The sequence below is a fragment of the Sedimentitalea nanhaiensis DSM 24252 genome, from assembly GCF_000473225.1.
GTDB lineage: Bacteria > Pseudomonadota > Alphaproteobacteria > Rhodobacterales > Rhodobacteraceae > Sedimentitalea > Sedimentitalea nanhaiensis.
On the sequence record NZ_KI421509.1, the window covers coordinates 433,100 to 452,225 of the forward strand.

The following is a 19,126-nucleotide window of genomic DNA, read 5'->3' on the forward strand; positions in this document are numbered from 1 at the left end:
GAGTTGCGAGCGCGGACAGTCGCAATCCCGGTCAGGATTGTCCAGAAGCCGATTGCGTGGCAGCGCAGCTTCGCCCATGGTGCCGCCGATGCGCAAACCCGTCTATATTCACGCCGGCGCCCACCGCACGGGGACCAGTTCGTTTCAATTGTGCCTGTCGGAAAATCGCCCCGTGCTGCACCGGCAGGGGCTGGACGTGGTCTATCCCGGACGCGATGGGGTGCCGGGCGGAAATCTGCGGCTGTCGCTGCCGCGTCCACGGCATGGAGAAAAGCGCGTGCCGGAATTTGCCGCAGGGCTGCGCCGGGTATTGCAGGCGCAGCTGTCGGATCGGGCGCGGGGTCTGATCCTGTCAGAAGAGAACATTCCCGGTCCGATGCGGCATTTTTATGACGGTCGTTTCTTTCCCGCGGCTGGCAAGCGGTTTCGCAGCCTCGGGGCCGCGTTGGGCGCGCCGCCCACGCGGATGATCTATGTGGTGCGGTCCTATGCTGATCTTTACCTGTCCGCTTATCGCAAGCGGGCCGAGGACAACCCGGTGCCGGATTTCACCGACCTGGTGCCCCATTTTCTTGCCATGGACCGGGGCTGGCCGGATCTGTTGGCCGAGATGCGCGATGAATTGCGGCCCAGCCAGCTGATTGTACTGGCCTATGAGCATCGTGGGGACAGCCGCAGCCTGTTGCGCCACCTTGTGCCGGATCTGGAAAACGTGGCGCTGAGCGAGCCAGGGACCGCCATGAATCTCAGCGCGACGGATGCGGCGCTGATCGCATTGCAGGCACGCTACCGGACGGGTCAGACCCTGTCGCGCCCGGCGTGGCAGGCGGTTCTCAAGCAATATGCCCCGGACACCGCGCAGCGCGGGTTCGCCGCGTTCAACACGCAGGATCGCGCAGCGTTGCATGCCCGCTACCAACAGGATCTGGCGCGGTTGGCCGAAATGCCGGGGATCAGTCTGATGTTGCCCGCTCGTCCCGTTTGACCGCGTCCCAGAGGGCGTCCATTTCGGCCAGATCGCTGTCTTGCGGGGTTTTACCCTGAGCGGCGAGCCGGGCCTCGACCCCCTGGAACCGGCGGATGAACTTTGCATTGGCACGGCGCAGCGCGGCTTCGGGTTCGATCTGCAGATGCCGGGCAAGGTTGGCGACTACGAACAGAAGATCGCCGAATTCCTCTTCGACCTGATCCTGGTCCATGCGGTCGCGGGCCTCGACCAGTTCGGCGGTTTCCTCGGCGATCTTGTCCAGCACATGGCTGGCGTCGGGCCAGTCGAACCCGACCCGGGCGGCGCGTTTCTGCAGCTTGTAGGCGCGCAGCAGTGCGGGGAGGCCGACGGCGACGCCGTCCAGTGTGCCGGGCTGAGCTTTGTCCGCGCGCTCTGCCGCCTTGATCGCCTCCCAGTCGGCGGTCTGTTGTTCTGCGGATTTGTCGCGCGGATCGTTGCCAAACACATGCGGGTGGCGCGCCACCATCTTGTCGGAAATACTGTGCACCACCGATTGAAAGCTGAAATGTCCGGCCTCTTCGCCCATTTGGGTGTGATAGACCGTCTGCAACAACAGATCGCCCAACTCGCCTTGCAGTTCGTTCCACGCCGAGCGGTCGATGGCATCGGCCACTTCGTATGCCTCTTCGATCGTATAGGGCGCGATACTGGAAAAATCCTGCTCGATGTCCCAGGGACAGCCCGTTTCGCGGTCGCGCAGGCGGCGCATGATTTCCAGCAACCGCTCTATTCCGGCATCGGGATCGTGGATCAGTGTGTCTTGAATCGTGGTATCATCTGGCATTGCGGCGGCCCTGTTTCCTGTGTCAGATGCATCATCCATTGCCTGACCTCGGAGTCCAGCCCATGCCTGTCGTGAACCGCATCGCCGAATTTTCCGCCGACATGACCGCATGGCGCCGACATCTGCATACTATTCCCGAACTGTCCTTTGACTGTCCGAAAACCGCTGGCTTCATCGCCGAGCGCCTGCGTGAATTCGGAGTCGATGCGTTGCACGAAGGCATCGCGCAGACCGGGATCGTGGCGATCATCCAGGGTCAGGGCGAAGGGCCGACAATCGGTCTGCGGGCCGATTTCGACGCCTTGCCAATCACCGAAGATACCGGATTGGACTATGCCAGCCTCCATCCCGGCAAAATGCACGCCTGTGGGCATGACGGACACACAACGATGCTGTTGGGGGCTGCACGCTACCTGGCCGAGACGCGCAATTTTGCCGGGCGTGTAGCGTTGATCTTTCAACCTGCCGAGGAGGCCGGCGGTGGCGCCGGCGTTATGGTGGACGAGGGCATAATGGACCGTTTCAACATCAGCCAGGTCTATGCGCTGCACAATGCGCCGGGTTTCGATGCAGGCGCGTTTTATACCAATCCGGGACCGCTGATGGCTGCGGTCGATACGTTCCACGTCCATATCCAGGGCGTTGGCGGACATGGCGCGATGCCCCACGAATCCCGCGACCCTGTAATGGCGGCCTGTGGCATCGCGATGGCGATTCAGACCATTGTCAGCCGCAACCATTATGCGCTGGACGATCTGGTGGTGTCAGTGACCCAGATTCACACCGGCACGGTGGACAACGTGATCCCTGACAAAGCCTATCTGAACGGGACTGTGCGCACCTTTGATCCGCGAGTCCAACAGATGGTGATGGAGCGTATGCAAGCCATCGTCGATGGGCAGGCGGCGAGCTACGGCGTGCAGGCCAGGCTCGACTATGAGATCGGCTATCCTGCCACCGTGAACGACGCGAAAAAAGCCACCTTCGCGGCAGGGGTCGCTGGCGAGGTGGCTGGCGAGAACCGGGTCGTGGCCGAGGCCGGGCGCGAAATGGGGGCCGAGGATTTCGCCTATATGTTGCAGGCCCGCCCCGGTGCCTATCTGTTCCTGGGGCAGGGCGAGGGGGCAGGGTTGCATCATCCGAAATACAATTTCAACGATGAGGTGGCGCCGGTTGGCGCTTCGTTCTTTGCCCGGCTCGTCGAGCGGGCACAGCCCCTGGCGGCAAAATAGGAGACTGGCGTGGCACTTGAAGACGCAAAGACCCAGATCGACATGGCCTTTACGCGCAAAGATCTGCGCGGGCCGTCCTTTGAGTTGACCTTTGGTGGCGCGCTGTCGTTTCTGCGCCGACGCTATTCCAAGGATCTGACCGGGGTCGATATCGCTGTCACGGGGGTGCCGTTCGATCAGGCGGTCACCAACCGCCCCGGCACCCGGCTGGGACCGCGGGCGATCCGCGAGGCCAGCGCCTTGCAGGCTCCCGATGCGCCCTATGGCTGGCCTTATGACGTGCTGAGCGATCTGGCGATTGTCGATTATGGCGACCTGGCGTTCGATTATGCCGACGTGCCGTCCTTTCCGGGGCTGCTGACGGACCACATTCGCGGCATCCTGGGGGCAGGGGCGGCGTCGGTCGTGCTGGGCGGGGATCACTATATCAGCTTCCCGATCCTCAAGGCGTATGCCGAGAAATTCGGGCCGATCTCGCTGTTGCAGTTCGACGCGCATACCGACACCTGGGTCGATGACGACATGGAGCGGGTGGATCATGGCACGATGTTTTACAAAGCCGTCAAATCCGGCATCGTCGACCCGGCCCGTTCGGTTCAGGTGGGTATCCGCACCACCAATGCCGATACGCTGGGGGTCAACATTATCGACGCGCGCGAGGTGCACGAGACCGGACCCAAGGCCGTGGCGGACAAGATCAAATCGATTCTGGGCGACCATCCGACCTATCTGACCTTTGACATCGACGGGCTCGATCCGGCCTATGCACCCGGCACCGGGACGCCGGTCTGGGGCGGTCTGACCAGTGCGCAGGCGGCGGCGATACTGCGCGGCATTGCCGGTATCGACATCAAGGGGGGGGACGTGGTCGAGGTCAGCCCGCCGTTTGACACCACCGGTGCCACGGCTATTGCGGGGGCGCATGTGGCCACCGAAATCCTGTGCCTGCTGGGATGGAATAAACTGACATGAGCGACTTTAACCAACCGATCAGCGGTAACGATCTTGCGCGGTTTTCCGGACCCGACACCTTTATGCGCCTGCCGCCCGCCAATGCGCTGGACGGGCTGGATGTGGCGGTTCTGGGTGTGCCGATGGACATCGGGACCTCGTGGCGGTCGGGGGCCAGATTCGGCCCCAAGCAGATTCGCGCCGAAAGCGCGATGATCCGGCCCTATAACATGGCGACGGGGGCGGCGCCGTTTGATGCGTTGCAGGTGGCCGATATTGGCGATCTGGCCATCAACACGTTTTCGCTTTCTGACAGTATACGCATTATATCAGATAGTTACGATGCGATCCTGACCAATGACGTGATCCCGCTGGCCATGGGCGGGGACCATTCGATCACGCTGCCGATCCTGCGTGCGATTGCGCGCAAACACGGCCCCGTCGCGCTGGTGCATGTGGATGCCCATGCCGATGTGAACGACGAGATGTTCGGCGAAAAGGAAACCCATGGCACCGTCTTTCGCCGCGCCTATGAAGAAGGGCTGATCCTGCCCGACAAAACCTATCAGATCGGCATTCGCGGCACCGGATACGGTGCGGATGACTTTTCCGAAGCGCAGGGCTGGGGGTTTCAGCAATTCCCGGCGCACGAACTTTGGAACAGTTCTCTGGCACGGATGGGTGCAGAGATTCGCCGCGACATCGGCGACAGGCCGACCTATGTGAGCTATGATATCGACAGCCTCGATCCAGCCTTTGCTCCGGGGACCGGCACCCCCGAGATCGGAGGACTGACGACGCCTCAGGCGCTGGACCTGATCCGCGCGCTGAAAGGGGCCAATATCGTCGGCTGCGATCTGGTCGAGGTGTCGCCGCCCTATGATCCATCGGGAAATACGGCGCTGACGGGGGCGAACCTGTTGTACGAATTGCTCTGTGTGCTGCCGGGCGTCGGGCAACGCTGATGGGCGATCATCGGCTCAGAGAGGGCGAGGTCGGGATTTGGGAAAGCTGAGGGTGGCGCTGTGGGTCGTTCTGGCCGTTGTCGCGGTCCTCTTGGGCTATGTGCGTCTCGCCCCCAGCGACCCGGAGACATGGCATGTCATGCCGCAGACAAGTGGCGACAAGGATTTTGGCAACGGTGTCATCCGGGTGGTTTCGGGGGCGCCGGACGGGTTGGAACGGCTGGATGGGATCGTCATGCAATCGCCGCGCACCACTCGGCTGGCCGGTTCGACCGGGGCCGGGATGCTGACCTATGTCACCCGCTCGGCGCTTTTCGGGTTCCCGGATTACACCACGGTGCAGCAGGATGCCGAGACCGTGACGATCTATGCCCGTGCCCGGTTCGGCAGGTCAGATATGGGAGTGAACCGCGACCGTGTTCAGGGTTGGATCGACGCTTTGCAGCCGTGACGACATACAGCCCTGCTGAACTTCGCGCCACATCGGTACGTTCAGGGACATCTGGCATTGCGCCATGAACATGCGCCCGTCCACCTGCAAGCAGATGGTTTCGCCCAGCTCGACCCGCGCGCCAACGGTATCGGTGCAATAGCAGTCCTGCACCTTGCCCTTGGGTCCCAACACATCGGCCATCGCAGGAAAGGCGCCAAGCAACAATCCAAGTGCAATCAAACGTGTCATAGGGCAATGCTAGCACAGCCCGCCCCTTGACCAAAGCCCCGCGATATAAGACACCCTGCCAATGGTTCCCGAAGAGCGCCTTGAACAGATCACCCAGCGGTTTCAGTATCTCGAAGCCGCAATGGCCGATGGTGCCAACGGTGGGGACATTGCGATTCTGGCCAAGGAATATTCCGATCTGCGTCCGGTGGTCGAACAGATCACAGCCTATCGGACCCTGGTGTCCGACCTCGCCGAGGCCCGCGTGATGTTGGCCGATCCCGACATGAAGGAACTGGCGGAAGAAGAACTTGCGGTCCTGCGCGAACGCCTGCCGCAGGTGGAACATGCCCTTCTGCTTAGTCTTTTGCCCAAGGATGCCGCTGATGCGCGCCCCGCGATGCTGGAAATCCGTCCCGGCACCGGCGGAGACGAAGCTGCCCTGTTCGCGGGCGATTTGCTGCGGATGTATCAGCGCTATGCCGAAACCCGTGGCTGGAAGCTGGAGATCATCGAACAACAGGACACCGAGCTGGGCGGGATCAAGGAAGTCGTCGCCCATATCAAGGGCGAGAATGTTTTTGCCCGGCTGAAATACGAAAGCGGGGTGCATCGGGTACAGCGTGTGCCATCCACCGAAAGCGGCGGGCGCATCCATACAAGTGCGGCGACGGTCGCGGTTCTGCCCGAGGCCGAAGACGTGGACATCCAGATCGATGCCAATGACCTGCGAATCGACACCATGCGCAGCTCGGGGGCCGGGGGGCAGCATGTGAACACCACCGATTCGGCAGTGCGCATCACCCATATCCCCAGCGGCATCGTGGTCACCAGTTCGGAAAAATCGCAGCATCGCAACCGCGAGATCGCCATGCAGGTGCTGAAGACCCGGCTGTATGACCGCGAGCGTCAGCGGGTTGACAGCGAGCGCAGTGCAGATCGCGCCGCACAGGTGGGCAGCGGAGATCGTTCGGAACGGATTCGCACGTATAATTTCCCCCAGGGGCGTATGACCGACCACCGGATCAATCTGACTTTGTACAAGCTGGATCAGGTCGTGCAAGGAGATCTGGACGAGGTGATAGACGCGCTGACAGCCGACGATCAGGCGCGCAAACTGGCCGAGATGGGCACATGACCGCTGCCGAGGCCATGGTGGCGGCCACCGCCCGCCTGCGTGCCGCCGGTATCGACCAGCCGGCGCGGGACGCGCGCGTGCTGCTGGCTCATGCAGCGCGAATCGAAGCGGCGCGTGTGACCTTGATCGCGCCCGAGGATCTGGCCCCGGATATCGGCGAGCGCTACGAGCAGTTGATTGCCCTGCGCGCCGTGCGGGTCCCGGTGTCGCACCTTTTGGGTGAACGCGAATTTTATGGCCGACGCTTTAAGATCAGCGCCGATGTCCTTGATCCGCGGCCCGAAACCGAGATTCTGATCGAAGTAGCCTTGTCGGCGCCGTTTGACAGGGTTCTGGACTTGGGATTGGGCTCGGGGTGTATTCTGGTGACCCTGTTGGCGGAAAACCCGGGTGCAATCGGTTTGGGGGTCGACCTTTCCGAAGCGGCCTGTTTGCAGGCCAGCGCCAATGCTGTCCTGCACAGGGTGCAGAACCGGGCGGAGATTCTGCAATCGGACTGGTTTTCTTCCGTAAGGGGACAATTCGATCTGATCGTGTCCAACCCGCCCTATATTGCCCGCGATGAGATGGCCGGTCTGCAGGACGAAGTGCGACAGCATGAACCGGAAATGGCGCTGACCGATGGGGGGGACGGGCTGGGGGCGTATCGCGTCATTGCGGCGCAAGTCATGGACTATCTGGCGCCGGGCGGACGGCTGTTACTGGAGATCGGCCCGACCCAGGCTGCTACCGTGACCGGTTTGCTGGCCGAGGCCGGATTAGACGGGATTGCGGCGGTGCCTGATCTGGATGGTCGGCCCAGAGTCGTCTGTGCCCGTCGGCCCTGATCTAGGCAAATTGCAGCCCAAAAGTGTCAAACCGAGTCAAAAATCCGGAAAAAGCTGTGGAAACTCTTGTCTACGACGACAGGACGTGCTTACTCAATTCTGTTGCTCCGACAAATGCTGCTGAAGCGTGCGAGCGACACCAAGCCCAAAAAGTCGATGATCCGGCGTATTTTGAACGCACGAGGCGTGAAACGGATCACTAGGCAGCGAAGACAAGGCTGACAGCAAGTACATGAGATCATCAAAAACACGTTCGCGTTCGAAGTCCAACCGCAATCGGTCCCAAAGTGGCGGCAACGTCGTCAACCGTGTCTTCGACAGCTCCGGCCCAGAGGGTAAGGTGCGTGGGACACCACAGCAAATCATTGAAAAATATAACCAGCTGGCGCGTGATGCACAGTTAGGAAATGATCGCGTCGCGGCAGAGAACTTTCAGCAACACGCCGAGCATTATTTGCGCCTGCTCAGCGAGGCACAGCGCGAAATGGATGCGCGCCGCGAAGAGCAGGAGCGGCAGAATCGCGAACGCCAGGCCGAGCGCGACCGCGAGCGGGCCGAACGTCAGGAGCGCGAAACCCCGGCAGCCCAGCCCGACCAGGCGCGCACACGGCAGCCCGATGCTGCGAATGCACCTCGGCCTGATCAAGCTCCGGCACCTCGGCCTGACCCTGCGACAGCACCTCAGCCCGATCCGGCAGATGCGCCCCAGCCGGACGTGCTGGATTTGGGAATTTCAGCCCCCGATGTCGAGGACAGCGGACTGGTCGAAACACCTGAAAGCGCCCCGAAAAAACCGGTCCGCAAGCCCCGGGTCCGCAAACCCGCAGCGCCCAAGCCACCCAAGGCAAAAGCCAAAGCGAGCGAACCTGAAACGGGCGGCAATCCGGAAGCCGCTGAATAGGCTGTAGCCCGCTCAGCTGTCCAAGATACGGGCCAGGGCGCAGAACCCTTCCAGAGACACTTGCTCGGCGCGTTCAGTCGGTTTTAGTCCGGCTGCGCGCAGGCGGTCCTCTATGTCCGGCGCGATGCCTTTCAGTGCCGACCGCAACATCTTGCGACGCTGATTGAACGCCATGGCGACCACCCGCGACAGGCTGTCGGCATTCGCCGGATAGCGGGGCCGAGCCAAGGCGTTCAGATGCACAACGGCACTGGAAATCTTGGGGGGCGGGGTGAATGCCTCGGGGGGTAACGACATCACGATGCGGGCATCGCACCGCCATTGCGCCAGGATTGCAAGCCGCCCGTACACCTTGCTGCCGGGTTGTGCCACGATCCGTTCCGCCACTTCGCGCTGAAACATCAGGGTCAGGCTTTTCCAGAAGGGTGGCCAATCGGGAGGTGTCAGCCAGCGCACCAGCAACTCGGTACCGATGTTATATGGCAGATTGGCGGCGATTCTGATCGGCGGTTTCAGATGCGCCAATGGATCGATTGCGAGCGCGTCGCCCTCGATCACCTGCAGCCGACCCGGATAGGCCGCCTGGATCTGCTGCAGGGCTGCGATGCAGCGGCTGTCTTTTTCCACCGCCAGAACCCTGCGGGCACCTTCGGCCAACAGTCCCCGCGTCAATCCACCCGGGCCAGGGCCGATTTCCAGCACATCGCAATCGGCGAGATCCCCGGCCTGGCGTGCGATCTTGGCCGTCAGGTTGAGATCGAGCAGAAAGTTCTGGCCCAGCGATTTGCGCGCCGAAAGCTGGTGTGTCGCGATGACCTCGCGCAGGGGAGGGAGGCTGTCGATGGTGCTCATGATCCGGATTCCGTCGCGCAAAGGGGCAAGGCTGTGCCGGAACCTTGATGCCTCCGGCGGGGGAATGATTGCAAGGAAGAGGTCAGCCGCGCCGCGACATGTGCTGGGCGAGTTTTAGCGCTTCGATCAGACTGGTTGGGTTGGCAATACCCTGTCCCGCAATGTCAAACGCCGTGCCGTGATCAGGCGACGTGCGGATAAAGGGCAGGCCAAGAGTGACGTTGACGCCCCGGTCGAAATCCAGAGTCTTGATCGGGATCAGGGCCTGGTCGTGATACATGGCGACGGCAGCATCATAGTTTCTGCGGGCGGCCGCATGAAACAGGGTGTCTGCCGGATGCGGACCGGTCAGGGCGAACGCGTCGTTACGCATCTGATCGAGAAGCGGCCCGATCCAGTCCAGTTCCTCGTGTCCCATCGCGCCACCTTCTCCGGCGTGGGGGTTGAGCCCGGCGACAGCGATACGCGGATGCGGGATGCCGAACCGGTCCCGAAGGCCAGCGGCGGTGATGGTTATGGTCTCGCGCAGCAGATCCGGAGTCAGGGCGTGGGGTACATCTGCCAGAGCGATATGGATTGTCGCAGGCACAACCCGCAACTGGTCGCTGGCCAGCATCATCACAACCCGTTTGCGGCCGCCCAGGGCGGCCAGAAATTCGGTATGGCCGGGATAGGCAAAACTGGCCCCGTCTATCAACGCTTTTTTGTGGATGGGGGCGGTGCAGACGGCGCTGGCCTGGCCGGATTGAACCAGCGAAACGGCACGCTTGATTACTTCGACAACGCCGCGTGCGTTGTTGGGATCTGTCTGGCCGGGGGTCGTCTGGGCGGCAAACCGGTGGGGCAACACCGGCAGCCCGGCGGCACAGGCTGCAATGGCCTGTTCTGGGGTATCTATTTCGACGACCGGAGCATCTTGAGGCAGATGACGCCGGTCCCCGATCCACAGAAAAGGACAATCCCGCCCCAGCGCCTTCCACGCCTTGACGGCCAGTTCCGGGCCGATCCCAGCGGGTTCCCCGCAGGTCAGGGCAATCGGCGCGGTCATTTCGCAACGATCACCGCGTCGGCCCGCAACTGATCCAGATAGCTTTGTGCGAAAGCGGTCAGACGTTGCGAGATCAGGGCGTTTGCAACATCCTCGCGCGAGGCATCCTGGTTCAATTGCGCCGTGCGTCCACAAAGCATGAGAAACACCAGGGTCTGACCACCGGACCGGGTCAGCGCGGTCGAGACTTCGTATTCGTCCAGTTTGGCCAGTTCGGTGGCAATGTCGCGCGGAATTTCTCCGGGCTTCTGAGTGACCACCTGAAGGCGTTCGGGCGACTGGCCCTTGTTGAGGCCATAAAGGTCTTTGCAGGTGTCCACCTCCTGGGCGATACGGGCCGCCGTGGAAAGGGCCTCGGGGGTGCGCCCGCCGGGAATATAATAGGTCGCGTATTCGATTTCGGCATATTTTGGAGCCGCAAGGGTGCTTTCCTGGATGCCGCGCATCTGAAACAGCGCAACCGCATCGGGCAGGGCGATGGGGTCGGTCACCTCGCCTGGGGTCAGTTCCAGTATCAGCGGGCGCAGGCCCGGCGGCAGGGTGTTCAGGTCCAGCCAATTCATCCGGCCGCCGTTTGCGCGGGTCTGGGCGGCGGAATATTGCGATGCGGCCTGTGAAAACGCGTCGTATCCTTTGACCTGCGCAATCTGCTGGGCCAAATCGTCGACCTGTTCGGTTGTTTGTGGCGTCACCGGAATGATGATCTCGGACAACAGGACGCGCACGCCGCTGCCCCCACCCTGGGAGCCCATCGCGCGGTCGATTTCGGTGTCGGTCGGGCGGGATTGGGCCAGAAAACGCGCTCGGATCAGGTCGCGCCATGCAACATTGACCTCGGCAAAATCGCGTAGCGTCTGGACCGCCACGCCGCCCTGTTCCACTGCCGCGATGAACTCTTCGGTAGAAAGGTTGGTGCGCCCGGCCAGCTCGTCCAGCCCGGCCTCGATATCTTCGGATGTGATGGCAATTCCGGCGTCCTTGACAGCCTGCAGCTTGAGACGATCCTCGATCAGCGCCTCGCGCGCGAGCGCTTCGGGATTGCCCGGCGCCCGGAGCAGTTGCAGCAGTCCCGCGCGTTGTTCCAGCTCGAACCGGGTGATGACCTGTTCGTTCACGGTGATGACGGGCGAAAACAGCCCCTGAGCCGTTGCGGTAGTCGCCAGTGGGGCAATTGCAAGGGTCAGGGCAAGGCCGCACAGGGCGGGCATGAGGGTTTGGATTTTGGGCATTTGGGTCAACTGCATGCTCGCCTGTATTTTTCTGTTCCGCCTTGGACGGCAAAGCCGTTTAGCGCGATGGTAAAGCCGAAATCGGTCGAAGGCTCAACACTTGTCGATGAGGTATAGCGACGCCGGACCGAAACATCGACCGTTACGCATTCGTTGCGGTAGATCAGACCGACACCGGCGCGGGTCGCGCGTTCGTCTGAAATGTCATAGCGCAGGTCGGCGCCGGCGGTCCAGCTTGGATTGATTTGATAGTCGCCGTCGAACCACAATTCGGACAATGGCTGAGTGCGCCCCTCGTCCAGATCCGAACCCAGCCACAGATAGGTGCCTGCAAGGTTCAGACGCTCACTGTTCCAGTTGCCGCGCAATTCGGCCTTGGACAGGCTGAGAGAGCCATCGATCAGGCTGCGTCCGGTCAGAGATAATCCATAGTCGGTCTTGAGTTGCCCGGCGACCAATATGGCCGATGAAGTCCCTGACAGCCCCGATGTATCGGTGAAAGACGGATCGGCGGTCGTGCGGAACACCTGTCCGATGGTCGCCCATGCCTGCCACCCCGAGGGCGCGTGGCGAGACCAGTTCAGCCCGTAGACGACAGTTGCGCCATCCTCGCGCCGATCCGGTGCCGGGAACCGGGACAGGGACACCAGATCGCCCTGATCGAATTCAACAAAGGTGCTTTCGTCATTCGGGGGTTGCGCGCCGTTTACCTCGGTCCACCCGACCTGCAACAACGGTTCCAGGTAGTACGCGACTCCGTTGGCCCGGGTTTTTTGCATCGGATAGCTCAGTGTCAGAGCCGCACGCGGGGTGTGGCGGTATATGTCGTCGGGATAGTTGCTATCCTGATAGATCTTGAACAGATCCGCTGAGATACCCATGCGCCAGTCCGCGCGCAGCCCCTGTCCGGTGATCCAGGTCCGGCGCCAGTCCACATCGGCCGTTGTGCGTACGACATCTCGGCCAAGCCGATCCTCGCTGGAATTGCGCTCGTGACCATGTGCCTCAAAGTTCAGGCGCAACTCGCCGCCGATGACGCTGGGAAACAGACGGCGTTCATAGAAGAGATCGCCAATCAACAGCGGCTGGCTCGAATCGATCTCGTCATCGCGCAAGGAACGGAAATGGATGACATCGGCCTGAAAGGCGCTGTTGCGCCGAATACGGTCCAGCGCGATTTGGCTGCGCAACCGGTCCACATCCGGTAGATCGTAGTCAGCGACATAGGAATTGTCCGAGACGGTTTCGATGTCAAAGCGCAGGTTGAAATCGTGCGGCAACGAGAACCTTCCAAAGCCGAACAGATAGCCGCGCCAGGTCTCGGGTATCAGATCATCGCGCGTATAGGCACCCTCGAACGCCACGCTGCCCGTGCGGAAGGCCTGACGATAGCGAAAATCCAACGTGCGAGTTTGTGGCGACACATACGGCGCCAGTGTCAGGTCCTTGTCTTCTCCCAGCGGGATGAAATAGGGGATTCGGACTCCTGTGCCCAACTGCGTAGTGGTGCGCATCGACGGCACCAGGAAACCTCTGGCGCGGTCGAGTGTCGGGTCCGGCAGGCGGAATCGGGGCAGATAGGCGATGGGCACGTCCAGAACCCGAAACTGGGCGTCCTCGAAATACAGTTGCCGTTCCTGCTGATCGTGGATCACCCGTCCGGCCCGGATCTGCCACAGGGGCGGGCTGCCGTCTTCGCAGACGTGGCAGGCCGTCACCGAGGTCTTGTACAATTGCGTATAGCGCCCGCTGACCCGAGACATCTGCAGCGCCGCCATCTGCAACTGTTGATCCAGCACCATTCTCGCCCCGCTGAGCAGGCCATTCTGCAACGCAGAGTCCATTTCGGCGGCGTCCGCCAGGATGGTGATTTCGCCGCCCTGTTCGATCCGGATCGGCCCATCAATGGACATCGTGCCGGCGTCACGGTCATAGGTGATCCGCGTTGCGCGAATCCGGACATCTCCCTGCAGCGCTTCGACATTGCCTTCGGCAATCAACTGGCGCTCGGGTGTGATGAATACGCTGTCCGCAACCAACATCGCGGGCATGGCGGTTTCGGCCGGCGGCCCGTCCTGTGCATGGACCGGGTCCGGCTGCCAAAGGGCCAGCGACACGGTCAGCCCCAGCGATATGCAAAAAATCCGGTTCATCCGTCCTCGGCGTGTAACAACAGGCCAAATGTCAGCAGGATCGACGCCACGGGCGGACCCCATGCAGCAAATACCACCGGCAATTGGCCATTCTCCCCCAGGATCTGCGCGAAGTTGCGGATGAAGTACAGTCCGAACCCCAGCAAAACCGCAGTCAGAACGGCGACACCTGTGCCGCCAAACCGGGTGTGCCGCATGGTAAAGGCCGCGCCCACAAGCACCATCGCCATCAGGAACACCGGGCGCGCAAGTTCGACCTGCAGCCAGACTTCGTGTCGTTTGGTGGAGAAACCAGCCTGTTTCAACTGGCGGATGGTGTCGGGCAGGTCATAGATGGAAATGCCGGTGGGGCGACCCAGACTGTCGCGGATCCGGTCTTCGGTCAGGGTGGTAGGGATGCGCAGCGTGTCATGATAGGCGGCCGAGGTTTCCGGGTTCAACCCGGTCACGAGGGGCCAGACCTTGGCCTGTTTCAGGATCCACTCGTCTTGCTGCAACTCAGCACTTTTGGCATGGATCCTGCGCACCGGACCACCGCCAGCGGCATAGGTCAGAATGGAGACGTCGAACAACACCACGTCTTCTTCGCCGCCGCCATAGCCAGTGGCATGGATGACGGATTGTCCGCGCGCCGCGCCCTGACGCAGCCACAGCCCTTCGCCACTCAGCGACAGGGCCGAGGGGCCGCCGGTACGGTAGGTGTCGGCCAATTGCTGATAGCGATTGGATGTCGCCGCCACGATCGGGTTCAGGGTACTGACCGCCAGCACGCCGATGATCAACGCCACCAGCACAGGCCCCAGCAATGCGCGAATGCCGGATCGTCCGGTGGCCCGGGTGACGACCAATTCGCTGCTGCGCGCCAGCCCGACATACAGCACGATGGTTGACAGAATCATCAGCAGAGGCAGGATCTCGTTCACCGCCGCCGGGGCGTTCAGCAGCATCAGGCGGAACAATTGGCCAAAGCTCACGTCCTGGCCCTCGAATTTGCGCAATTGTTCGATCAGGTCGATCAGCATGATCAGAGACAGGAATACCGCTCCGATCATCAGAAAACTCTGGATAAAGCGCCGTGCGAAATACCGGTCCAGAATCATGGTGCTGTCTCGGCCGTTTTGGTTGCCCGACGCCAGAACGGCTGTGGCAAGGGGCGCCCTGCCATTTGCAGAAACAGCATCGCCGTGGCTATCCCGGCCACGGTTGGAAGATAGAGCAGAGGCCAGAGGCGCGGGTTTTCGAGAACGGGATCGGACACAACGCCGCGCAGTACTTCGAGGACGATCAACAGCACAAAGGCCAGCAATATCTGCCGCCAGACGCCAAAGCGGGAAAATCCGCCCAGCAACAAGGTTGAAAAACCGATCAGCGTCACCGCGATGCAGATCAGGGCACGGGCAAACCTGAGGTGCAGCTCTTCGGCCAGTTGCCCGGGGGTAAAGTCTTCGGTGGCTGAGATCTGATTCTGCTCTGTCATCAGTTCGATCGTCGGAATGGACCGGATGCTGCGGCTTCTGGCCGCTCGCTCCTTGAGCAGCGAGCTGATGTTATAGGAAAAGTCCTGAAAGACGGTGGTGGACAGGGTCAGGGTGGCCGTGTCCAGTCTCTGGGCCAGACCGTCGACCATGATCAGGTTTGCCTGATCGCCGTCGCGCACCAGAAAGGCTTCGGCACCGGTGTAGGTCACCGTTTGTTCGGGATCGCGACGGTCGGACAGGAACACGTCGTTCAGGGTGCCGTCCGGGTCGATCTGCCGGATATAGAACGTCACGCCGGGCGCGGGGTGCAGGAAACTGCCTTCGGTCAACAGCCGGGCGGTGACGTTGCGGGCGACTTCCGCCTCGCGGATTGCCAGTTGGCTGGTCGAGGCCGGCAGCAGGACATGGGTCAGGATGCTCATCATCGCGGCAGTGATCAGGCCGAAGACAAGCGCCGGACGCGCCAGCCGCCAGGGGCTGGATCCGGTGGCTTGCATCACGGTCATCTCACTTTCACCGTTCAAACGGTTGGTGACATAGACAGCGGCTGCAAAGGCGGCCATCGGCAGGACCATGCGGATCAGATTGGGCAGGGTCAACGCGGTGAATTCCAGAAACACCATCGCCGATTGGCCGTCGCCGATAAGATTGTCGAACAATACGACCGCCCGGTTTATCCAGAACACGGCAACGAGGATCAGCGCAAAAAAGCCGAACAATACCAGGTATTGCGACAGGACGTATCTGTCGTAACGTGACACCTTGATCCCTCGCTCTTGCCTGCATTTTCTTGGGCGTGACCCTAATGCACTTCCTATGCGGGGAAAACTGCTATCTGGTCAAGCCGGGCACCGCGCGGTAGCTGTGGGCAAAACACATATGGAGCCCAAAGATGAGCAGTTTGACACCGATCCGTTTCCAAGCCACCGACCTGGATGCCATCGCCCAAGCGACGGGGCGGGTGGCGATCCTGGTCACGCCGGATGGCAAGATGGATCCCGGCGCGCGGCGGGCCAATCGGCTGACCAAGGGGGCGGTGGCCCGCCTGTTGGAAAGCGAAGGGTTCGACAAGGCGAAATCGGGTCAGGTGATCTCGCTGGCCTGGCCCGCCGGTATGGCGGCCGAGGCACTGGACGTGCTGGTGCTGGCCCGGCAGTCCAACCCGGTAGCCGCACGAAAGGCTGGCGCGGAACTGGCCAAGCTCAAGGGCACCAAGGCGCTGATGTTGCTGGCCGGAAATGCCAGGCAGGCGGACAATCTGGCGTTGGGGCTGGCGTTGCGGGATTATCGGTTCGATGCCTACAAGACCGCTGGCGAAGAGGCCGAGGCCGATGACCCGGGCGAAATCGTGATCTGTCACGCTCGTCCGGATGAGATGGCGGCGGCGGCGGAACCGTTGCTGGCCGTGGCCGAGGGCGCGCATATGACCCGTGATCTGGTCAACGAACCCGCCAATATTCTGACCACCACCGAATTCGCCGACCGTCTGGTCGAAATGCGGGATCTCGGACTGACTGTCGAGGTGCTGGACGAAGACACGCTGGCTGAACTGGGCATGCGCACATTGCTGTCGGTCGGACAGGGCTCGGTCAGCCCGTCCAAGGTGGTGGTGATGCAGTGGATGGGGGGCAATCCTGACGATGCGCCGCTGGCACTGGTGGGCAAGGGTGTGGTGTTCGACACCGGTGGTATTTCGCTGAAACCGTCGGCGGGGATGGAAGACATGACCATGGACATGGGCGGTGCGGGTGTTGTCGCGGGCACCATGCGTGCGCTGGCATCTCGCAAGGCCAAGGCCAATGTGGTCGGTTTGGTCGGTCTGGTTGAAAACATGCCTTCCGGGAACGCCACACGACCCGGCGACGTGATCCGGTCGATGAAGGGGACCACGGTCGAGGTGATCAATACCGACGCCGAGGGCCGGCTCGTTCTGTGTGACGTCATGTGGTATGCACAGGAACGGTTCAAACCGGCGGGCATGATCGATCTGGCGACTCTGACCGGGGCGATCATCGTCGGGCTGGGACATGACAATGCCGGTGTGTTTTCGAACGACGATTCGCTGTGCAACGCATTTCTCAAGGCGGCAAAGGCCGAGGGCGAAGGTGCCTGGCGGATGCCCTTGGGCAAGGGGTATGACGATCTGATCAAGTCGCGCATCGCTGACATCAAGAATACCGGTGGCCGCCCGGCGGGCTCGATCACGGCGGCGCAGTTTCTGGCCCGTTTCGTCAAGGACGAGACCCCGTGGATTCATCTGGACATTGCCGGGGTTGCCTCGGTCAAATCCGACACCGATTTTGCCCCCAAAGGGGCCACCGGATGGGGCGTTGCGGCGCTGAACCGGTTGGTGCGGGACCGGTTCGAAATAGAAGAATAATCAGGCCCCGGCGCGAAAGGAGCCCGACATGCTGATCCCTGCCACCCGATATCGCGACTGCGAAGCCGCGTTGAAATTTGTCACCGAGGTGCTGGGGCTGACGCCGCATGCGGTTCATCGAGGCAAAGACGGGGCGATCCTGCATGTCGAGATCCGGCAGGGGCAGGGGGTGATGATGTTCGGCCCCCAAAAGAGCGGCGCCTTTGACGCTTTCATGGTTGATCCCCGGCGTGCCGGTGGAGAAACCACCACGATCTATGTCGTGGTTGCGGATGTCGCGGCGCTGCACGCGCGGGTATTGGCAAATGATGCGGATGTGGTTCTGCCGCTCGAGACGCAGGATTATGGCGGCAGCAATTTCACAGTGCGCGATCCCGAGGGCCATATCTGGAGCTTTGGCGATTACGATCCTCTGGCGGCGAATGCCTGATGGGGGCGGTTTATTTTTATCACCTGACCCGCAAACCGCTGGAACAGACCCTGCCAGTTCTGCTGGACAAGGCACTCGATGCGGGGTGGCGAATCGTGGTTCGCGGAACCGATTCAGAGCGTCTGGCCTGGCTTGACGAACAGCTGTGGCTGGGGTCGGACGCCGGGTTTCTGCCGCACGGTCTGGCGGGCGGGTCGTATGATGCAGACCAGCCAATCCTGTTGACCACAGAGGCGTCGGCCGCAAACGCACCCGCTTGCCTGATGGCGGTGGATGGCGCGGCGGTCTCTGCCCAAGACGTTACCGGAATGCAGCGGGTTTGCGTGCTGTTTGACGGCAACAACGGGCCGGCGATCGAGCGCGCGCGCGCGCAGTGGAAAAGCCTCACCGATGCGGGATGTTCTGCGCAATACTGGTCAGAAGAATCCGGGCGATGGGAGAAAAAGGCGGAACGCTGATCCGGGGCTGACGGGTCTTTGCCCCGCGTTCTTTCGCGGCAAGGGCGTCAGCGCGTCAAGACCAGCGCATCGCCCGTGATTTCGATCCGCTCCCAGCGGCGAAGGTAGGCCATGCCCAGCAGCGATTGATCCATTTCGCCCTGATTTACCCAGGCCCGCACGTTGCGATCCTGCACCGGACCCAGACCCACCCGCTCCAGCTTGATCGGGGCTGTGCGGACCGTGCCATTGGCGGTATTGGCGCGTCCGACATAAGCCAGCCCGTCCAGGTCGACACCGACCCGTTTGGCGTCTGCATGGGTCAGCACCATGTCCGACGCGCCGGTGTCGATCAGAAACTCCACCGGGCTATCGTTGATCAGTAATGTCAGGTAGTAGTGCCCGTCGTTGGCACGCGGGACTTCGATCTGGCCGTCGGCGGTGATCATACCCTGGCTGGGTCGAAGCGTCTGACGGATATCGTCCCAGATGCCGATGGCGGCAATCACGCCGACAAAGATCAAGCCCCAAGCCAGCACCTGTTGCACGGTCTTGCCGATCGACTGCCTGTTGCGGGCCAGAAACCATGTCAACACCATGCCCAGCATCAGGATCAGATAGATCAGGTTGCCCCATTCAAACGACGTCATT

At 61.8% G+C, this 19,126-nt stretch carries 20 protein-coding genes; 11 read left to right on the forward strand and 9 right to left on the reverse strand.

Going from position 1 to position 19,126, the window contains the following annotated elements; all coding sequences use genetic code 11:
* Nucleotides 1-88 precede the first annotated feature (88 nt).
* A complete protein-coding gene (locus NANH_RS0103735) occupies nucleotides 89-985 on the forward strand; it encodes a hypothetical protein (protein ID WP_139236347.1) in 897 nt (298 codons plus the stop codon).
* Here NANH_RS0103735 and mazG read toward each other — a convergent pair.
* On the reverse strand, nucleotides 954-1,793 hold the full coding sequence (gene mazG / locus NANH_RS0103740; protein WP_175543406.1) for a nucleoside triphosphate pyrophosphohydrolase: 840 nt from the start codon (nucleotides 1,791-1,793) through the stop codon (nucleotides 954-956). The genes NANH_RS0103735 and mazG overlap by 32 nt on opposite strands.
* A 62-nt stretch (nucleotides 1,794-1,855) precedes the next feature.
* Here mazG and NANH_RS0103745 point away from each other — a divergent pair, with 62 nt between their 5' ends.
* The 4 genes from NANH_RS0103745 to NANH_RS0103760 are packed head-to-tail and all read left to right on the forward strand — an operon-like array spanning nucleotide 1,856 to nucleotide 5,392.
* A complete protein-coding gene (locus NANH_RS0103745; protein ID WP_027260818.1) occupies nucleotides 1,856-3,025 on the forward strand; it encodes a M20 aminoacylase family protein in 1,170 nt (389 codons plus the stop codon).
* Nucleotides 3,026-3,034: 9 nt separating this feature from the next.
* On the forward strand, nucleotides 3,035-3,997 hold the full coding sequence (gene speB / locus NANH_RS0103750; protein ID WP_027260819.1) for an agmatinase: 963 nt from the start codon (nucleotides 3,035-3,037) through the stop codon (nucleotides 3,995-3,997).
* Nucleotides 3,994-4,941, forward strand: coding sequence for an agmatinase (gene speB, locus NANH_RS0103755; RefSeq protein ID WP_027260820.1), 948 nt, complete (start codon nucleotides 3,994-3,996; stop codon nucleotides 4,939-4,941). Before speB (NANH_RS0103750) ends, speB (NANH_RS0103755) begins: the two co-directional genes overlap by 4 nt.
* Nucleotides 4,942-4,993: 52 nt before the next feature.
* On the forward strand, nucleotides 4,994-5,392 hold the full coding sequence (locus NANH_RS0103760; RefSeq protein WP_322786778.1) for a DUF1499 domain-containing protein: 399 nt from the start codon (nucleotides 4,994-4,996) through the stop codon (nucleotides 5,390-5,392).
* Here the strand turns inward: NANH_RS0103760 and NANH_RS27780 are convergent.
* Complete coding sequence (locus NANH_RS27780) at nucleotides 5,333-5,623, reverse strand: hypothetical protein (protein ID WP_074920572.1); 291 nt, start codon at nucleotides 5,621-5,623, stop codon at nucleotides 5,333-5,335. The genes NANH_RS0103760 and NANH_RS27780 overlap by 60 nt on opposite strands.
* A gap of 61 nt (nucleotides 5,624-5,684) precedes the next feature.
* Here NANH_RS27780 and prfA point away from each other — a divergent pair, with 61 nt between their 5' ends.
* From prfA to NANH_RS0103775, 3 genes are all read left to right on the forward strand, one after another.
* Complete coding sequence (prfA, locus tag NANH_RS0103765) at nucleotides 5,685-6,740, forward strand: peptide chain release factor 1 (protein WP_027260822.1); 1,056 nt, start codon at nucleotides 5,685-5,687, stop codon at nucleotides 6,738-6,740.
* Nucleotides 6,737-7,567 carry a peptide chain release factor N(5)-glutamine methyltransferase gene (prmC, locus tag NANH_RS0103770; RefSeq protein WP_027260823.1) on the forward strand — a complete coding sequence of 277 codons (831 nt, stop codon included), beginning with the start codon at nucleotides 6,737-6,739 and terminating at the stop codon, nucleotides 7,565-7,567. Before prfA ends, prmC begins: the two co-directional genes overlap by 4 nt.
* Before the next feature lie 232 nt (nucleotides 7,568-7,799).
* A complete protein-coding gene (locus NANH_RS0103775) occupies nucleotides 7,800-8,468 on the forward strand; it encodes a DUF4167 domain-containing protein (RefSeq protein WP_027260824.1) in 669 nt (222 codons plus the stop codon).
* Between the two features lie 12 nt (nucleotides 8,469-8,480).
* Here the strand turns inward: NANH_RS0103775 and rsmA are convergent, their stop codons facing one another.
* From rsmA to lptF, 6 genes are all read right to left on the reverse strand, one after another.
* Complete coding sequence (rsmA, locus tag NANH_RS0103780) at nucleotides 8,481-9,320, reverse strand: 16S rRNA (adenine(1518)-N(6)/adenine(1519)-N(6))-dimethyltransferase RsmA (protein ID WP_027260825.1); 840 nt, start codon at nucleotides 9,318-9,320, stop codon at nucleotides 8,481-8,483.
* Nucleotides 9,321-9,402: 82 nt separating this feature from the next.
* The gene (pdxA, locus tag NANH_RS0103785; protein ID WP_027260826.1) at nucleotides 9,403-10,368 is read right to left on the reverse strand and encodes a 4-hydroxythreonine-4-phosphate dehydrogenase PdxA; all 966 of its coding nucleotides are present in this window, start codon (nucleotides 10,366-10,368) and stop codon (nucleotides 9,403-9,405) included.
* A complete protein-coding gene (locus NANH_RS0103790; protein ID WP_245601393.1) occupies nucleotides 10,365-11,597 on the reverse strand; it encodes a peptidylprolyl isomerase in 1,233 nt (410 codons plus the stop codon). Before NANH_RS0103790 ends, pdxA begins: the two co-directional genes overlap by 4 nt.
* 5 nt (nucleotides 11,598-11,602) lie before the next feature.
* Complete coding sequence (locus NANH_RS0103795; protein WP_027260828.1) at nucleotides 11,603-13,750, reverse strand: LPS-assembly protein LptD; 2,148 nt, start codon at nucleotides 13,748-13,750, stop codon at nucleotides 11,603-11,605.
* Nucleotides 13,747-14,850 carry an LPS export ABC transporter permease LptG gene (gene lptG, locus NANH_RS0103800; RefSeq protein WP_027260829.1) on the reverse strand — a complete coding sequence of 368 codons (1,104 nt, stop codon included), beginning with the start codon at nucleotides 14,848-14,850 and terminating at the stop codon, nucleotides 13,747-13,749. Before lptG ends, NANH_RS0103795 begins: the two co-directional genes overlap by 4 nt.
* Nucleotides 14,847-15,989: an LPS export ABC transporter permease LptF gene (lptF, locus tag NANH_RS0103805; protein ID WP_027260830.1), complete on the reverse strand. Its 1,143-nt coding sequence runs from the start codon at nucleotides 15,987-15,989 to the stop codon at nucleotides 14,847-14,849. The genes lptG and lptF overlap by 4 nt, the downstream gene beginning before the upstream one ends.
* A gap of 131 nt (nucleotides 15,990-16,120) precedes the next feature.
* Between lptF and NANH_RS0103810 the strand changes: the two genes are divergently transcribed.
* Genes NANH_RS0103810 through NANH_RS0103820 form a run of 3 tightly spaced genes read left to right on the forward strand, consistent with a single transcriptional unit; the run spans nucleotide 16,121 to nucleotide 18,496 of the window.
* Nucleotides 16,121-17,608, forward strand: a complete 1,488-nt coding sequence (locus NANH_RS0103810) for a leucyl aminopeptidase (protein WP_027260831.1) — start codon at nucleotides 16,121-16,123, stop codon at nucleotides 17,606-17,608.
* 28 nt (nucleotides 17,609-17,636) lie between these two features.
* Nucleotides 17,637-18,038, forward strand: coding sequence for a VOC family protein (locus NANH_RS0103815; RefSeq protein ID WP_027260832.1), 402 nt, complete (start codon nucleotides 17,637-17,639; stop codon nucleotides 18,036-18,038).
* Nucleotides 18,038-18,496, forward strand: coding sequence for a DNA polymerase III subunit chi (locus NANH_RS0103820; protein WP_027260833.1), 459 nt, complete (start codon nucleotides 18,038-18,040; stop codon nucleotides 18,494-18,496). Before NANH_RS0103815 ends, NANH_RS0103820 begins: the two co-directional genes overlap by 1 nt.
* A gap of 47 nt (nucleotides 18,497-18,543) precedes the next feature.
* Here NANH_RS0103820 and NANH_RS0103825 read toward each other — a convergent pair whose 3' ends face one another.
* Complete coding sequence (locus NANH_RS0103825) at nucleotides 18,544-19,125, reverse strand: retropepsin-like aspartic protease family protein (RefSeq protein ID WP_027260834.1); 582 nt, start codon at nucleotides 19,123-19,125, stop codon at nucleotides 18,544-18,546.
* Nucleotide 19,126 lies beyond the last annotated feature (1 nt).

Coding starts and splice junctions, on each gene's coding strand:
- NANH_RS0103735 (WP_139236347.1), top strand. CDS start 89: ATGCGCAAACCCGTCTATATTCACGCCGGCGCCCACCGCACGGGGACC.
- mazG (WP_175543406.1), bottom strand. CDS start 1,793: ATGCCAGATGATACCACGATTCAAGACACACTGATCCACGATCCCGAT.
- NANH_RS0103745 (WP_027260818.1), top strand. CDS start 1,856: ATGCCTGTCGTGAACCGCATCGCCGAATTTTCCGCCGACATGACCGCA.
- speB (WP_027260820.1), top strand. CDS start 3,994: ATGAGCGACTTTAACCAACCGATCAGCGGTAACGATCTTGCGCGGTTT.
- NANH_RS27780 (WP_074920572.1), bottom strand. CDS start 5,623: ATGACACGTTTGATTGCACTTGGATTGTTGCTTGGCGCCTTTCCTGCG.
- prfA (WP_027260822.1), top strand. CDS start 5,685: ATGGTTCCCGAAGAGCGCCTTGAACAGATCACCCAGCGGTTTCAGTAT.
- prmC (WP_027260823.1), top strand. CDS start 6,737: ATGACCGCTGCCGAGGCCATGGTGGCGGCCACCGCCCGCCTGCGTGCC.
- NANH_RS0103775 (WP_027260824.1), top strand. CDS start 7,800: ATGAGATCATCAAAAACACGTTCGCGTTCGAAGTCCAACCGCAATCGG.
- rsmA (WP_027260825.1), bottom strand. CDS start 9,320: ATGAGCACCATCGACAGCCTCCCTCCCCTGCGCGAGGTCATCGCGACA.
- pdxA (WP_027260826.1), bottom strand. CDS start 10,368: ATGACCGCGCCGATTGCCCTGACCTGCGGGGAACCCGCTGGGATCGGC.
- NANH_RS0103790 (WP_245601393.1), bottom strand. CDS start 11,597: ATGCCCAAAATCCAAACCCTCATGCCCGCCCTGTGCGGCCTTGCCCTG.
- NANH_RS0103795 (WP_027260828.1), bottom strand. CDS start 13,750: ATGAACCGGATTTTTTGCATATCGCTGGGGCTGACCGTGTCGCTGGCC.
- lptG (WP_027260829.1), bottom strand. CDS start 14,850: ATGATTCTGGACCGGTATTTCGCACGGCGCTTTATCCAGAGTTTTCTG.
- NANH_RS0103810 (WP_027260831.1), top strand. CDS start 16,121: ATGAGCAGTTTGACACCGATCCGTTTCCAAGCCACCGACCTGGATGCC.
- NANH_RS0103815 (WP_027260832.1), top strand. CDS start 17,637: ATGCTGATCCCTGCCACCCGATATCGCGACTGCGAAGCCGCGTTGAAA.
- NANH_RS0103820 (WP_027260833.1), top strand. CDS start 18,038: ATGGGGGCGGTTTATTTTTATCACCTGACCCGCAAACCGCTGGAACAG.
- NANH_RS0103825 (WP_027260834.1), bottom strand. CDS start 19,125: ATGACGTCGTTTGAATGGGGCAACCTGATCTATCTGATCCTGATGCTG.